This is a genomic window from Agromyces sp. CCNWLW203 (assembly GCF_036576125.1).
GTDB lineage: Bacteria > Actinomycetota > Actinomycetes > Actinomycetales > Microbacteriaceae > Agromyces.
Window position 1 is genome coordinate 190068 of sequence record NZ_JAZHYX010000001.1, and the last position, 14781, is coordinate 204848.

16 protein-coding genes are annotated in these 14781 nt (G+C 70.1%); 7 read left to right on the top strand and 9 right to left on the bottom strand.

Annotated elements, in window-relative coordinates; translation table 11 throughout:
* Window positions 1-41 precede the first annotated feature (41 nt).
* Window positions 42-392, bottom strand: coding sequence for a metallopeptidase family protein (locus VPH61_RS00885; RefSeq protein ID WP_332061633.1), 351 nt, complete (start codon window positions 390-392; stop codon window positions 42-44).
* A 68-nt stretch (window positions 393-460) separates the two neighbouring features.
* The gene (locus VPH61_RS00890; protein ID WP_332061634.1) at window positions 461-1651 is read right to left on the bottom strand and encodes an ROK family transcriptional regulator; all 1191 of its coding nucleotides are present in this window, start codon (window positions 1649-1651) and stop codon (window positions 461-463) included.
* A gap of 211 nt (window positions 1652-1862) precedes the next feature.
* Here VPH61_RS00890 and VPH61_RS00895 point away from each other — a divergent pair, with 211 nt between their 5' ends.
* Window positions 1863-4193, top strand: a complete 2331-nt coding sequence (locus tag VPH61_RS00895; protein ID WP_332061635.1) for a beta-N-acetylglucosaminidase domain-containing protein — start codon at window positions 1863-1865, stop codon at window positions 4191-4193.
* Between the two features lie 140 nt (window positions 4194-4333).
* On the top strand, window positions 4334-4909 hold the full coding sequence (locus VPH61_RS00900; RefSeq protein WP_332061636.1) for a dienelactone hydrolase family protein: 576 nt from the start codon (window positions 4334-4336) through the stop codon (window positions 4907-4909).
* Window positions 4910-4912: 3 nt separating this feature from the next.
* Here the strand turns inward: VPH61_RS00900 and VPH61_RS00905 are convergent, their stop codons facing one another.
* The 3 genes from VPH61_RS00905 to VPH61_RS00915 all read right to left on the bottom strand — a co-directional run bounded on the left by VPH61_RS00905 (window position 4913) and on the right by VPH61_RS00915 (window position 7567).
* Window positions 4913-5809: a TerC family protein gene (locus VPH61_RS00905; protein WP_332061637.1), complete on the bottom strand. Its 897-nt coding sequence runs from the start codon at window positions 5807-5809 to the stop codon at window positions 4913-4915.
* A gap of 68 nt (window positions 5810-5877) precedes the next feature.
* On the bottom strand, window positions 5878-6402 hold the full coding sequence (locus VPH61_RS00910; RefSeq protein ID WP_332061638.1) for a dihydrofolate reductase family protein: 525 nt from the start codon (window positions 6400-6402) through the stop codon (window positions 5878-5880).
* Between the two features lie 97 nt (window positions 6403-6499).
* On the bottom strand, window positions 6500-7567 hold the full coding sequence (locus VPH61_RS00915; protein WP_332061639.1) for a winged helix DNA-binding domain-containing protein: 1068 nt from the start codon (window positions 7565-7567) through the stop codon (window positions 6500-6502).
* A gap of 264 nt (window positions 7568-7831) precedes the next feature.
* Between VPH61_RS00915 and VPH61_RS00920 the strand changes: the two genes are divergently transcribed.
* The gene (locus VPH61_RS00920) at window positions 7832-8401 is read left to right on the top strand and encodes a hypothetical protein (protein WP_332061640.1); all 570 of its coding nucleotides are present in this window, start codon (window positions 7832-7834) and stop codon (window positions 8399-8401) included.
* Window positions 8402-8494: 93 nt separating this feature from the next.
* Here VPH61_RS00920 and VPH61_RS00925 read toward each other — a convergent pair whose 3' ends face one another.
* Window positions 8495-9166 (bottom strand): DUF4097 family beta strand repeat-containing protein, encoded by a 672-nt coding sequence (locus VPH61_RS00925; RefSeq protein ID WP_332061641.1) that lies wholly within the window; start codon window positions 9164-9166, stop codon window positions 8495-8497.
* Between the two features lie 229 nt (window positions 9167-9395).
* Here VPH61_RS00925 and VPH61_RS00930 point away from each other — a divergent pair, with 229 nt between their 5' ends.
* Genes VPH61_RS00930 through VPH61_RS00940 form a run of 3 tightly spaced genes read left to right on the top strand, consistent with a single transcriptional unit; the run spans window position 9396 to window position 11172 of the window.
* The gene (locus tag VPH61_RS00930; protein ID WP_332061642.1) at window positions 9396-10157 is read left to right on the top strand and encodes a GbsR/MarR family transcriptional regulator; all 762 of its coding nucleotides are present in this window, start codon (window positions 9396-9398) and stop codon (window positions 10155-10157) included.
* Window positions 10158-10210: 53 nt separating this feature from the next.
* Window positions 10211-10867, top strand: a complete 657-nt coding sequence (locus VPH61_RS00935) for a CatA-like O-acetyltransferase (RefSeq protein ID WP_332061643.1) — start codon at window positions 10211-10213, stop codon at window positions 10865-10867.
* Window positions 10864-11172 carry a hypothetical protein gene (locus VPH61_RS00940; protein ID WP_332061644.1) on the top strand — a complete coding sequence of 103 codons (309 nt, stop codon included), beginning with the start codon at window positions 10864-10866 and terminating at the stop codon, window positions 11170-11172. Before VPH61_RS00935 ends, VPH61_RS00940 begins: the two co-directional genes overlap by 4 nt.
* Window positions 11173-11349: 177 nt before the next feature.
* On the opposite strand, the gene VPH61_RS00945 is transcribed toward VPH61_RS00940, so the two are convergent.
* Window positions 11350-12813: a helix-turn-helix transcriptional regulator gene (locus VPH61_RS00945; protein WP_332061645.1), complete on the bottom strand. Its 1464-nt coding sequence runs from the start codon at window positions 12811-12813 to the stop codon at window positions 11350-11352.
* Between the two features lie 167 nt (window positions 12814-12980).
* On the opposite strand from VPH61_RS00945, the gene VPH61_RS00950 reads away from it, so the two are divergent.
* Window positions 12981-13658, top strand: coding sequence for a hypothetical protein (locus tag VPH61_RS00950; protein WP_332061646.1), 678 nt, complete (start codon window positions 12981-12983; stop codon window positions 13656-13658).
* A gap of 29 nt (window positions 13659-13687) precedes the next feature.
* On the opposite strand, the gene VPH61_RS00955 is transcribed toward VPH61_RS00950, so the two are convergent.
* On the bottom strand, window positions 13688-14161 hold the full coding sequence (locus VPH61_RS00955; RefSeq protein WP_332061647.1) for a cupin domain-containing protein: 474 nt from the start codon (window positions 14159-14161) through the stop codon (window positions 13688-13690).
* A 59-nt stretch (window positions 14162-14220) separates the two neighbouring features.
* The gene (locus VPH61_RS00960; protein ID WP_332061648.1) at window positions 14221-14715 is read right to left on the bottom strand and encodes a dehydrogenase; all 495 of its coding nucleotides are present in this window, start codon (window positions 14713-14715) and stop codon (window positions 14221-14223) included.
* Between the last annotated feature and the right edge of the window lie 66 nt (window positions 14716-14781).

The window sequence follows — 14781 nt, forward strand, 5'->3', positions numbered from 1 at the left end:
CTCGATCGCTCGAGCCGGGCTCGCTCGAGCCGGGAAACTGTCTACGCCCAGCCCAGCTCGCCGAGCTTCGCGTCGTCGAGACCGAAGTAGTGACCAATCTCGTGCACGAGCGTGATGCGGACTCGCGCGCGCAGGGACTCGAGATCGGCGCTGTGCTCCTGCATGTTGTTCTGGAAGAGCGTGATGCGGTCGGGCAGCTCACCGAAGCCGTAGACCCCACGTGTCTTCAACGGGCGCCCGCTGTACAGCCCGAACAGACGTGGCCGCTCGCCGACCGGCTGGTTCTCGATCAGGATCGCGACGTTCTCGACGCCGCGCACCATGTCGTCGGGCAGTGCGTCGAAGACGTCACCGACCATGCGTTCGAAGTCCGCGTCCGAGATCTCGACCATGTTGCCATTCTGCTCGCTCCCCGCGCCGGTGCGGCCGCACATCGTTCCGAGCGACCCGCGGCGCCGGCTCAGCTCGCCTGCGTGAGCGGCAGCGCGTCGCCGAGCACCGAGGCGAGCGCGAAGCGCGCCGGTCCGAGGTACTCGCTGAGTTCAGGGCGGCCGTAGCGGATCGGCACCTGCGTCGTTCCCTTGGCCGGGTACATCTCGTACTCGTCGCGCAGCGTGCCGAGGAAGTGCGGGCCGAGCGCCGGCGCGGCGCCCGCGATGACGATCTCCTGGGGGTCGATCAGCGCCGAGCTGATGCGCAGTGCCCGAGCGAGCGCGCGGGCCCCGAAGCCCATGCGCTCCCGGGCCTCCGCGGTCGAGGCGAGCAGGGTCGTGTCGTGCTCGTCGAGCTCGTCGGTGTAGGTGTCGCCGAGCATCGCGCTCATCGAGGTCGCCGACTCGAGGCATCCCGACAGCCCGCATCGGCACTTGGTGCGCGCGCCCTCGTAGATCACGCGAACGTGCCCGATCTCGCCGGCTCGGCCGGTGGCGCCCGACATGAGCGAGCCGCCCGTCGTGACGGCGGCGCCGACGCCCTCGCCGAGGTGCACCACCAGGCGGATCGCGCCGTCGTCGGCATCGACCGCCTCGGTGAGCGCTTCGGCATCGACGTCGTTCACCACGGATGCCGGTGCGCCGATCGCCTCCGTCACGATGCCGGCGAGCGGCACATCGCGCCAGCCGAGCTGCACGCTGTCGACGACGACTCCCCCGGCGGTGACGCCGGGCACCTGCACGCAGGCAGCGAGCACCCGTGACTCGAACCCCGCGGTGAGCTCGCGGATCGCATCGACGACGGTCGAGACCTCCATGCCGCCGGTCACGTCGACACGACGGCTGGCGACGGCGCGCCCCGCGAGGTCGACGAGCGCGGTGTCGATCGCGCGCGTGCGTACGACGGCGACCACCACGAGGTAGGCGTCGTGTTCGATCTCGAGGCGCGTGGCGCGCTTGCCCCCGGTGCTCTCGGCGCGACCGGTCTCGGCGACGAGGCCGAGCGCGATGAGCTCGGCCACGAGCGATGACGCCGTCGCCGAGGTGAGGCCGGTGCGCCGCGCGATGACCGCTCGGGTGACGGGGGCGGGCTCGCGTGCGATCAGGCCGAGCGCTCGCAGCAGGTGCTCGCGCCGAACGCCCGGCTGCATCTCGAACTGGCCGTTGCGCGCGAAGCGACGCAAGAGATCGGACTTGCGCTGCAGGTCGGCGGTGCTCACGTGATCGTCTCCTCGGTCGTGCCGGCGGGGTCGGGTGCCGATGCCTGCACGAAGACATCTTGCCCCTTGACGCTCGGAGTTGGGATCACCTAGCGTCGAGAATGCTTAGTTTACTTAGTCAACAAAGTTGTGCCGACCACTGGCACACGTTGACTCCGAGCCGTCGAAACAGTTGGAGGCAATGATGCAGACAATTCGAAAGACGTTCGCCATGGCGGGGATCTCCGCCGTGGCCATCGCGGGAATGCTGACGCCGCTCTCGGCGTCGGCAGCCCCGCCGACGGGCCCGCTGCCTGCAGTGAGCCCCACGCCCCAGTCGATCACCCGCGCCGGTTCCGACCTCGTCGTGCCCGGGCGCGTCGAGGTCGTCGTCGACGACGACACGGATGCCGCGGCGCTCGCCGAACTGCGCGAGACGCTCGGCGAGCACGGCGTCGACCGCATCGACGAGCGCGCGACGGCGACCGAGCGGGCGCCGCTCACGATCAGGCTCGGCGCCGCCACACGTGCCGACATCGACACCGCGCTCGGCGACACCGAGACGCCGACGCAGGCCGAGGGGTACGCGATCCTCGTCGATGCATCCGCCGGGCCCCTCGGCACCGTCGCACTCGGCGGCGCCGACGCGGCCGGCCAGTACTACGCCGTCAAGACCCTCGACCAGCTGTTCGTGCCGACCGACGACGGCGGCTACCGCATCGCGGGCGCCTCGATCAGCGACTTCCCCTCCATGCCGCTGCGCGGCACGATCGAGGGCTTCTACGGCGCTCCCTGGACCCACGAGGAGCGACTCGACCAGCTCGCGTTCTACGGCGACGTCAAGGCGAACACCTACATCTACGCCCCGAAGGACGACCCCTACCACCGCGACCGCTGGCGCGAGCCCTACCCCGCCGACAAGCTCGCCGAGCTCGGCGAACTCGTGACGGCGGCGACCGCCGACCACGTGCGCTTCACCTTCGCCCTCTCGCCCGGAAACAGCGTCTGCTATTCGAGCGACGGCGACTACGAGGCGCTCGTCGCCAAGCTGCAGCAGATGTACGACCTCGGCGTTCGGGCGTTCAACATTCCGCTCGACGACATCGACTACGGGCGCTGGCACTGCGACGGCGACCGCACGACGTTCGGCGCCCCGAGCGCGCGCACCGCCGGTGTCGCGCAGGCCGCATTCCTCGACCGCGTGCAGCGCGAGTTCGTCGAGACGCACGACGGCGTGCACCCCCTGCAGATGGTGCCGACCGAGTACTCGAACACGGCAGACTCCGGCTACAAGACGGCGCTCCGCACCATGGACGAGGACATCGTCGTCATGTGGACCGGCGAGGGCGTCGTTCCCCAGTCGGTCACGGTCGCGCAGGCGCAGAAGGCCGCCACGGTCTTCGGCGGCCCGACCTTCCTCTGGGACAACTACCCGGTCAACGACTACGGCAACACCGCCGGCCGCCTGCTGCTCGCGCCGTACGACAAGCGCGAGGCCGGCCTCGGCGAGTACCTCGCGGGCATCGTCTCGAACCCGATGAACCAGGCCGCCGCCAGCAAGATCGCGATCTTCGGCGTCGCCGACTTCACCTGGAACGACGCCGCCTACGACGCCGGGCACAACTGGTCGCGGGCGCTCGACTACCTTGCGAACGCGGATGCCGCGACGGCCGCTGCGCTCCGCGTCTTCGCCGACCTCAACCACCTCGCACCGAGCTTCGGGGCGCCGTGGCAGCCGCAGGCGCCTGAGCTCACGGCCCGCATCGCAGCGTTCTGGGACACCTGGAGCGCCGGCGACAAGGCGACGGCCGTGGCCGAGCTGCGCAGCTACGCACAGCTCATCGCCGACGCCCCCGAGGCGATCCGCACGGGCACCACCGACCCGGCGTTCGTCGCCGACTCGAGCCCCTGGCTCGACGCGGCGGCCCTGTGGGGCGAGTCGACGGTCGAGCTGCTCGACGCCGTGCAGGCGCGTATCGACGGGGACACCGCGGCATCCGACGCCCTCGCCGCCTCGGCGAAGGCCACGGCGGCGCAGGCCGCAGCGGTCGTCGTCGACCCGCCCGACAACTCGTGGGGCAAGGCCAAGGTGCGCATCGCCGACGGCGTGCTCGACGCCTTCCACGGTCGCATCGGGTTCACGCTCGCGATGTGGGAGGCCGGCGATGTGGCCAACGTCGCACCCAGCGGCACGGCGACCGCCTCGAGCACCGAGGTGCCGCAGTTCGGCGCCCAGAACGTCAACGACGACAAGCCGTCGACGCGGTGGGCATCGGGCTACAGCGACGACTCGTGGGTGCAGGTGAAGCTCGCCGAGCCGACGGTCGTGCGCGGCATCACGCTCAACTGGGAGTCGGCGTGCGCCAACGCCTACGAGCTGCAGACCTCGACCGACGGCACGACGTGGACGACGATCCGCACGGTCGACGACTCGACCTGCGCCCTCGACGTCTTCACCTTCGCCGAGAGCGAGCCCGTGCAGTACGTGCGCATGCAGGGCATCGACCGCAAGACGACCTGGGGCTACTCGATCTGGGAGCTCGGCATCTACGCGACGAACTGAGTTGCTCGTCGCTTGACGGACCGGGTGCCCTCCCGCTCGCCAGAGCGGGAGGGCATTCGCGTCCACGCGGTCGACAATGTCGTACCGGGCGAGTAACTTCGCGTTCGGAATCGCCAGACCGCTCTCGAAACGGGGAAACGATGTCAGAGATACTGCTCTTCCACCACGCGCTCGGCCCCACCGCGGGACTGCACGCCTTCGCCGACGAGCTGCGCGACGCCGGTCACACGGTGCACACGCCCGATCTCTTCGACGGGCGCACGTTCGCGACGATCGAGGAGGGCGTCGGCTACGCCCGCGAGGTCGGATGGGACGAGATCATGGCGCGCGGCGAGCGCGCCACAGAGGGCCTGACGAACGAACTCGTCTACGGCGGATTCTCGCTCGGGGTCGTGCCCGCACAGAAGCTCGCCCAGACCCGGTCCGGCGCGCGAGGCGCGCTGTTCTTCTACTCGTGCATGCCCGTCACGGAGTTCGGCTCGTGGCCGGCCGGCGTGCCGGTGCAGATCCACGGCGCCGACGCCGACCCGATCTTCATGGACGAAGGCGACGTCGACGCGGCCCGAGAGCTCGTCGAGCTCGCCGACGACGCCGAGCTCTTCCTCTACCCCGGCGACGAGCACTACTTCGCCGACTCGAGCCTGCCGAGTTACGACCCTGCGGCGGCGGAGTTGCTCACGCGGCGCGTGCTCGACTTCCTCGCCCGGGTCGGCTAACGGTCAGCCGAGCCCGGCGCGCTCCTCCGCGGCATCCGACTCGCCCTCGACCGGCCGGCTCGACAGGCCGACCGAACCGCGGCGCTCACCCGTCGAGAGCGCGGCCGACACCGCGACCGACTCGTCGACGTCGGGGTACTGCGGGCGCAGTTGCACGGCCTCCTGGCGGCGCTTCTCACGCTTGGCCTTGCGCGACGAAGCGACGAGGTTCAGCGCCTCGACGAGGATCGCGAACGCCATCGGTGCGTAGATGAGCGCCTTGTCGATGTGCACGCCGAAGCCCTCGGCGATGAGGAACACGCCGATGAGCAGCAGGAACGACAGCGCGAGCATCTTCACCGTCGGGTGCTGGTTGACGAACGAGAAGATGAAGCGCGACGCGAAGAGCATGATGCCGAACGAGAGCACGACGACCGTGACGATGACGACGAGGTTCTCGGTCATGCCGACGGCCGTGATGACGGAGTCGAGCGAGAACACGATGTCGAGCGCGAGGATCTGCAGCAGCACCGAGCTGAACGTGATGCGCTTCGGCGCCGCACCGCCGTGCTCCTCTTCGGCGCCCTCGAGCTTGTGGTGGATCTCGGTGACCGCCTTGTAGACGAGGAACAGGCCACCGGCGATGAGAATGAAGTCCTTCACCGAGAAGCCCATGCCGAACCAGACGACGACGTCCTCCTTCAGCGTGATGATCCACCCGGCGAAGAAGACGAGCACGACGCGGATGACCATGGCGAGGGTCAGGCCGAGGTTGCGGGCGCGCGCCTGCTGCTCCTTCGGCAGCTTCGACGCGAGGATCGAGATGAAGATGACGTTGTCGACGCCGAGCACCACCTCGAGCACGAACAGCGTCACGAAGACGGCGATGAGATCGGGCGTGAAGGCGAAGGAGAAGTCCACCCGCTCATGTTAGAGGCGACGGGCGAGCGGATGCCGCTTCGCCGCCGCCTTCCGCTCGGTCGGGTTCGCTACGCCGGCGCGTATCTCGCGAAGATGGTGCCCGACTCGGAGCCCTGCACCTCGAGCAGCTTCAGGCCGACCGGGTGCGGCGTGCGAAGCCGGTCCTCGGCGTTGCCGACGATGAACGGGTGGATGCCCGCGTGCACCTCGTCGACGAGCCCGGCGCCCATGAGGGTGGCCGCGAGCTGCCCGTAGCCGTGCGAGATGATCGAGCCGTACCGCTCGCGGAGGCCTCGCACCGCCTCGGCCACGTCGCCCTCGATGAGCGTCGCGTTCCAGTCGAGCGGGCCGGTCAGCGTCGACGAGGCGACGAACTTCGGCAGCGCGTTGTAGTGCGCGGCGAAGCCCCGCTCGTCGGTCTGCTTCGGCCAGTACTCGCGGAAGAACTCGTAGCTCTCGCGGCCGAGCAGCACGGCGTCGGCGCCGAAGACGAGTTCGTCGGAGTGGCGCACGAGGTCGGGGTCGTTGTCGTCGAACCACTGCTCCATCTGGTCGAACGCGCCGTCGAGGGTCATTTCGAAGGAGATCGTCACGGTTCCCATGCCTTCCAGACTGCGCCTTCGAGCGCCGGATGTCACGGGGTCGCCGCCGTTCGCCACGGTTCGCCGCCGTTCGCCGCCGTCGCCGTCGTCAGGCGGCGTCGAAGAGCACGCGCGCCTCGACGCCGAGGAACTCGGCGTATCTCGCCGCGGCATCCTGGATCGCCCTGACCTCGCGCTTCGACAGGGTGCGGTGCGGGTGCACCGCGAAGGTGACCGCCTTCGCCGTCACCGTGCGCTTCATGGCGGCGACGAGCTGCGCGTCGACGAGTGCCATTCCGATCGCGGTCTCGCGCACCCGCGGCACCACGCCGTCGGCGTCGATGACCCAACGGGAGTCCTGGTAGCCGCGGTACATCTCGTCGAGCACCTGCAGCAGATGGCCGGTGGGCGCAGCGGATGCCGGGGCATCGCCTGGCGCGTGCCAGAAGGTGCGGCCGTCGTGCTCGAAGGAGTCGAGCCGGTCGCGCACGGCGGCGATGCCGCGGCGCACGTCGGTCACGGTGAGGGTCGCCCAGTACGCGAGGTCGCGATCGGTGGCCGGGCCGTGCGCGGTGAAGTACCGCAGGGCGAGTTCGGCAAGAGCCTCGTCTCGTTCGAGACGGCGAGGGTTCGGCACGCGATCGGCGAAGCGCGCATAGGTGTGCTCGCCGTTGCGCGGAACGCCGCTGCACACCCGACTCTGCACCTCGAGCTGCCCGAGCAGCAGCATGAGCAACTGACCGGTGAGCTGCTCGCCGCGCTCGGCGAGCGCGTCGGAGATCTCGACGCGGGTGCGATCGGGCGATGCGGCGAGCAGCACCTCGACGGCGTCGCCGAGGGCGTCGAGCCGGCCTGCGATCGGCTGGAGCTGCTGCGCGAAGATCGGCATGACGCGTGGGGCGGTGAGTTCCTGGAGCCAGAGCGCGTCATCGGCGTGCACGTAGTGCCAGGTCGAGCGCAGCACGTGGATGCGGAGCACCCTCCCCTCGGCGAGCTCGTCGGCCAGATCGCCCGGCATGGGCGAGCGCGTGCGCGTGGCCACCGCCCATGCCGACTGCGACGCGTTCTCCGCCTGCACGGCGGTCAGGGTGCGCACTACGTCGGCGGCGGTCGCAACCGGGGCGGCGAGCAGCTGCGAGTGCAGTCGCCAGCGGGCGATGTCTCGGTCGGTGATCACCACTGCAGCGTATTTGCCGAGCACACCGAGCACCAGAGCGAGACCGGCGCCTTCAGTGCCCACCCGGACCCGCGAGCACGGCTGGCGCCATAGAGTGTTGCGACCCTGTCACTCGCTACTCGAAGCGGAGTCCCATTGAACGACATCGCCCGCCGTTCCATCGTCATCGTGACGATACTCACAGCCTTCACCTTGTCGGGTTGCACATTCGGCGCACCCGCTGAGGTCACACCGTCACCCGAGGCCGTCGCCACGCCGAGTTCGATGCCATCGGTCGACCCCCTCACCACGGTCACCGAGATCGTGGTGAGGCCCGAGCACCTCGACCTCCTCGACGCGGCCGGTGTCATCGTCATGACGCTCTCATATGATGCCGACGCACCGACCTTGGTCAGCCAATTGTCGACTGTGCTCGACGCCGAGCCTGCGCAGTCGGAGAGTGCCGGCGGCCTCGAGAGCCGACCCTCCACCCAGTACGTCTGGGACGGGCTGCGCGTCACGGACGACGATGACAGCACCGAGCTCGGCGGCCCCATCGAGATGAACGTGAGGGTGAGCTTCACCTCGCCGGTCGTGGCTGACGGCGTGAACGTGCGCACCGTGAACGGCTTCCGACCAGGCGACGATGTCGAGGCGCTCGCAGCGGCGTCGGGCGAGCCGTGGTACGGCAACGGGCATGACCAGGTGCGCGTCGAGACCGGCGAGCCGATCGGCGAGCAACAGCAGGGGATCGACTACGAGAACGCATACTCGGTCACCGTGAACACATGGGAGGTCGACGGCACGACGAGCTGGGTTTCTGCACCGTGGAACTTCGGCGTCGGGCACGTGTAGCGCGCGGACCCGGCAACGCTCGCTGTGATGGACGAAGGAGCCGCCGACACCCGGTGAGGGCGTCGGCGGCTCGTCGTATGCGGCGTAGGCGGGTCAAAGGCTCCGCGCCTCGATGTCGCCGTACGCGGTGGTCGCCCGGATGGCGAGTTCGGCGTCAGCGCCCTTGGTATTGTTGAGCGCGTTCTGCACACGGCCGTAGGTGGCGCCGGCGTCGAGCGTGGCGGATGCCCCGCGCACGACACCGACCGACAGGTTGCCGGCCTGCGCGCTCAGCACGACGGAGCCGCGCACGGCCTCGGCGATGCGGATGTCGCCCTTCATGGTGCTGATCTCGGCCGGGCCGTTGAGGCGGCCGATCACGACGTCACCGGCGAGGGCCGACAGGCGCACGCTCTCGGCCTCGTCGATCTTGACGGTGCCATTGGCTCCCTCGAACGCGACGTCGCCGAGGCGTCCGACGCCGCGGAACTCGGCCGCGGCCGACTTCGCCTCGACGCGGGATCCGGCGGGCACCTGCACCGTGACCTCAACCGATCCCGACGGGCCGAGGAGCTGGTTGCCGGCGGGCGTCGCGACGCGCAGCACGCCGTCTCGGTAGTCGACCGTGGTGTCGTCTGCCATCTTCACGTCGCGGCTCTTCGACGCGTTGGCGGGGCGGACCTCGATCGTCGTGTCGGCCCGGTCGGCGGCGATGACCTGCACGCGGCCCGCCGAGATGTCGAGCACGGCGGCGATGGGGGCGGGGGTGTCGAACTTCTGCAGCATGATGAATCCTTCGAGTCGGTGTTGCTTCCTGTTGTTTCGGATGTTGGTAACGCTACGTTGCGTTCATCAATCATGCAATACACGAATTGCATTCGCTTCGTGAAAATGCTGGTCATGGCAGGTTAATCGTTGCAACGGCTGCGCTGCTAACGCAATGTTGCGTCCGCGGCTCGTTGCAATGGTGTTGGAACGAACGTCATACTGGACATCCGTCGATGAAGGAGGCCGCATGCCCGGAGGCAGGCTCACCCAGCACGAACGCCAGCAGATCTCGCTGGGACTCGCCGACGACCTCGCGTATGCGGAGATCGCCAGGCGCCTCGATCGCCCGACCTCGACGATCACCCGCGAGGTGATGCGCAACGGCGGCCCCGCGGCGTACCGCGCCGATCTCGCGCAGCGGGCCACCGAGCGCCGCACCCACCAGCGCAAACCGGTTGCGCCACGGGGCCAGGGCGCCCCTGCGCCGGCCCACGGTCGCGACCCCGACGCCGTGCACGACTACGAAGAGGCGTTCATCACGATCCTCATGCAGTCGGGGCTGCCCCGCATGGCGGCCTCAGTGCTCACCTGCCTGTACACCTCCGACGCCGGCAGCCTGACCGCGGCGGAGCTCGTGCAGCGCCTCCAGGTCAGTGCGGCGTCGGTCTCCAAGGCGATCGCCCTGCTCGAGACCATCGGGCTCGTGCGCCGGGAGGTCGAAACGGGCCGCCGCGAGCGCTACTCGGCCGACAACGACGCCTGGTACCAGTCGATGATCGCCGCGGCGCGCTCCAACGCCGAGCTCGCCGAGGCCGCCCGTCGCGGCGTCAACGTCTTCGGACGCGACACCCCGGCCGGCAACCGCCTCCAGAACATGGCGCGCTTCGTGGACTTCGTGGGCGAGAGCATCGCCCGGGCCGCTGAGCAGGCCAGGGAGATACTCTCGACGATGCCCGCCACGAACGCGCCCGCGACGAATGCGGCCGGCACGAACGCCGACGAAGACTGACGGATGTCGCGCCGCGCGTCATGCGCACCACGGCAGCGTGCGACGATCGAGGGATGACCGCCCCAGACCTGATCGACCTCGCCGCGTGGTCGCGGCGCGAGGCGTTCGAGCACTACCGCCACCGCGTGCCGTGCACCTACGCCATCACCGTCGAGATCGACGTGACGGCGTTCGCAGCCGCACTTCGCTCCTCCTCGCGCAAGACCTACGTCGCGCAGATCTGGGCGATCGCCACGGTCGTGAATCGGCACCAGGAGTTCCGCATGGCGCTGACCGACGCCGGCGAGGCCGCGAGCTGGCCCGTGGTGCACCCGGCGTTCACGGTGTTCAACGCCGAACGCGAGACGTTCGCGGCGGTGTGGGCGCCGTACGACCCCGACTTCGGCCGCTTCCATGAGCAGGCCGCCGAGTTGCTCGCCACTGCGGCGAGCGCGACGACGATGTTCCCGCAAGGCCCGCTGCCGCCGAACGTGTTCGACGTGTCGAGCCTTCCCTGGACGAGCTTCACCGGATTCACGCTGCAGATCGACGGCGGCACGAGCCACCTGCTGCCGATCTTCACGCTCGGCCGGTACGTCGAGCGCGAGGGCCGCACACTGCTGCCGATCGCCGTGCAGATCCATCACGCCGCCGCCGACGGATTCCATACGGCACGGCTGCTCGGCGACCTCGAAGCCCTCATGGCCGATGCGAGCTGGGTGGGCGCGTGACCTCCGCAGAGCCGTCGGCGCCGACCCGCCGCATCGAACTGACCCTCCGGAAGCCGTGGTTCGCGCTCTACGGCCGCATTCGGCCGACGCTCGTGATCGGTGGCCTCGGCCAACCCGCGCAGTGGGGCGACGGCACCTGGCAACTGCCGGCCGACGAGACCGCGGTGATCGGCGTCTACCTGTTCAACCGCATGTGGCGCTTCGGGCGTGCGGAGTTCGCCCTCGAACCGCACCATGCTCCGGCGCTCGAGTACCGGGCACCGGCGCTCCCGTTCCTCCGGGGTCGCATCCGCGCGCGGGTGTAGCCTGCGAAGGCTGTCGGGGACGATGCCCGTCATGCCCTGCCGACCGAGGGAGCCAGCGTGCGAATCCGCGCCGTCGACTCGTCGATGTGTTCGTGCTCATGCTCGCGCGCGCGGGCATCCGCCTGCTCGTCGGCGGCTCCCGGCCGCGTGACGGCTCGGCGTGAGCGATCCGGGCGGTCAGCGCCCGGAGCGAGCGACCCAGGTGGCAACCGCCGTCCGGTTCGGCAGGGCGAGCTTGTGCATGATGTTCCGCACGTGCTGCTCGACGGTGCGCTCGGAGAGGAACAGCGAATCGGCGATCGCACGGTTCGAGTCGCCGGCCGCGACCCGGCGGGCGACCTCCGTCTCCCGTGGCGAGAGCGGCGCGAGGGTCGTTCCGCCCCGGAGCACGGCGCGCGACGAGGCGACGAACCACGGGGCACCCATCGCCTCGGCGCGTTCGCGCGCGTCATCAGCCCAGTCCCGGGCAGCGACGCGGTCGCCGAGGTAGTTCGCGAGCGCCGCGAGCGTGAGCGACACGGGCCCGCCATAGGGAGTCGTCGCCGGGCCCGCGACATGGAGGTGTGCGTAGGGACGGAGGAGCTCGAGCACCACTGCTGCACGCTCCCGATCATCAGCAAGGATGGCGAGCCGGGCGTGGCCGACCGTCGCGACCAGCACCTCGTTGGACTCGGGCGGCAGCTCGGCGATGTGCGGCGCGAGCGTATGCCAGACGGCGACCGCCTCGTCGGCGCGGCCGAGGTCGGCCAGCAGTACCGCCCGCCAACCCTGGGCCAACAGCGGGCCGTCCACGATGACCGCTCGCACCTCCGCCTCGACCCTCGCGACTCCCACTCCGGTGCGCTGGGCGACGTGGGATCGCAGGATGAGGTCGAAGAACGCGGCATCCGACACCCCGGCCTCGACGCCGGCGCGTTCGGCGGCGGCGACCGCGGCGGGCACGTCATCCAGGCGGTCTTCCAGCAGCGCGAGGCACGCGTGCACGTTCGCCAGGCGCCACGTCCAGGTCGGCGATGCCAGCCGCTCCACCAGGCCGCTGAACTCGCCGAGGGTCGTGTTGAACTCGAGGCGCCGCCCGAGCTGCACGAGCGAGTCGAGCCGCCAGAGGCGCCCGTACGCGAGCACCTCGTCGTCATCGCCGGCGCGACCGATCGCCATCGCCTCATCGGCCATCACGAGCCGGGCAGCCGCTGCACCAGGACCGACCGCGCGCCCATGCGCGACCCGGAGCGAGGCGAAGCGCTCATCCACGTCTGCGGGCGACAACCGCTCCCGCGACACTGCGACGTGCTCCGCCCAGCCGGTGGACAGCGCCTCGAGCTGCGCCTCGACGCGCTCCCGCAACGCTCGCGTGATCGGGTCGTCGTCGCCGGGGGCGCCGAGCATCCGCAGCGCCTCGACGCACATCGCCTGCCGGTCGGGCGCCGTGCGCCACTCGACGAGCTCACGGTCGGTGAGCAGGGTCGCCGCAGTTGCGACGACCACGGCATCGCCCGTACGGCGCCCGATCGCCGCCGCAGCTCGGCAGGCCGCCCAGGCCGAGGCGCGTGATCCGGCCCGTGCTTCACGCCGCGCGGTCTCGAGCAGCCGGTGCGCCTCGGCGGCGGCATCCGGTGCAGATCGCTCCGAATCGGTACGCATGCCCGTCCCTGGATCGCGTAGTCCTGGATTGCGTGGTCCCACGGATGTCTCGCGGTTGTCGCCAGCCTACTGTCAGGACAGTTCGATGGAGGAGGGATCATGGACGAGCGAATCGTCGCTCGGGCGGCGACGGGCGGTCCTGCACGTCGCATCGGGACAGCGCCGGCATGAACAGGTGGGCGCTGATCTCGGTCGGGGCCATCGCGGGCCTCGCGTGGGCAGGCGCGTTGCGGGCCTGGATGGCCGAACTCAGCGGCACGATCTCCGCCTTCAGTTGGGGCACCTTCGTCGGTGTGCTGCTGCCCGGACTCATCGTCGGGGCGGCGATCGGCTGGGCTTCGACGGTCGGCCCCGCGGCATCCGCTCGCGAACGCCGGATGCTGCGCTGGTGCGTCGCCTCCCCGCTCGCCTTCGCGATCGCGCCGATGCTCATTCCCGAGGGCCTCGTGGGTCTGCTCACGCAGGGACTCGGCGGCGGCGCCGTGCTCATCGCACTCATCGCGATCGGCGGCGGATACGCCTTCGGCGGCGGCCGCCCGATGTGGGCGCGAGCGATCTGCGGCGCCCTCGCCATCGGCGTCTCGATCCTCGTCGCCGTGATGCTCGGATCGATGATGCGCAGCACCGCGCTCGCCCTCACGTCGCCACGCGGCGCGTGGCTCGCGGTGTTCGACCTCGCGCTGATGCTCACGCTCATCGCGGCGGCGAGCGTGCCGTTCCGGAAGCTCTCAGCGATCAGGAGGCTCGACCTGGCCGGGCGGGAACGGAAGGCTGGCGCGAACACGAACACGAGCACGAGCACGCCGAAGAGCAGCGCGAACCCGGTGGCAGAGATCCCTCGGTGAGGATGCGGCGGCCCGCCTGGACCGACGGCTCAGGCGTGCTCGTCGGGCAGCCCCTGCTCGGGCTCGACGGCCCATGCGGGCGGCTCGTCGACGCCCGACTCCTCATCCCTCTCGGCGTCCGCCTTGGTGGGCTGCACGATGCCGGCCGAGTGATGCACGGGCGCGTACACGACATAGAGCCGCATGGGCTCGTCGCCGATGTTCTCGACGTCGTGCCACGTGCCGGCCGGCACCTGGATGCTCCAGCCGTCGGAGACCTCCTGCTGGATCGGAAGGTCGTGCTCCGACGGCCCCATCTTCACGCGACCGCGGCCGGCGTCGAGGCGGAGGAACTGGTCGGTCTCGGGGTGCACCTCGAGCCCGATCGACTCGCCCACGGGAATCGACATGAGCGTCACCTGCAGGTACTTGCCGCTCCATACGACGGTGCGGTACGTGTCGTTCTGTTTGGTGGCCGACTCGAGGTCGAACACGTTCGGCTGAGGCCCGTTGTCGATGCTCATGTCTCGACACTATTCCGGGCTGCCGGGCGACGGCCAGCCCTTGCGCACGCGGACGCGGCTCAGGCGCGCGCGTCCTCGAGGTGCGGCGCGCCGTGGCTCAGCACCTTGACCACGAGGTTGTGCCGGGCGAGGGTGCGGATCGTGCGGGTGACCTCGTCGCGATTCCGGCCGAGGGCGCGCTCGTTCGCCACGACGAGCACGTCTCCGGCGCGCAGCGTGTCGAACAGGCGGGCGAGGCGCTGCTCCCAGGTCTCGGGAGCCTCGGCGGCCGGGTGCTTGAAGTCGAGGATCGCGACACCGAAGTCGGCGAGGTCGTTCCGCTGCTCCACGACCGAGGGCATGTCGTCGCGCGCGACGACGAGGCCGACGAGTCGCGCGCCCTCGGGCCGCGCCTTCCACCAGTCGTGGTTGCGCTGCAGCTCCTCGAAGCACTCGGGGCAGCCGAGCGCGTGATGCCCGGGGCCGTGAGGTGCGGAGGCCTGGGGTGCGGGGGCGGCAGCGGGCGTCGGCGCCGCCGATGCATCCGTCGTCGATTCCGTATTCAGCTCTGCCATGCCGTGCCCCTTCGATCCACCCCATTGTCGCGCCGATCGCCGCCGAGTGCGAGTCGAGCCGTGGAC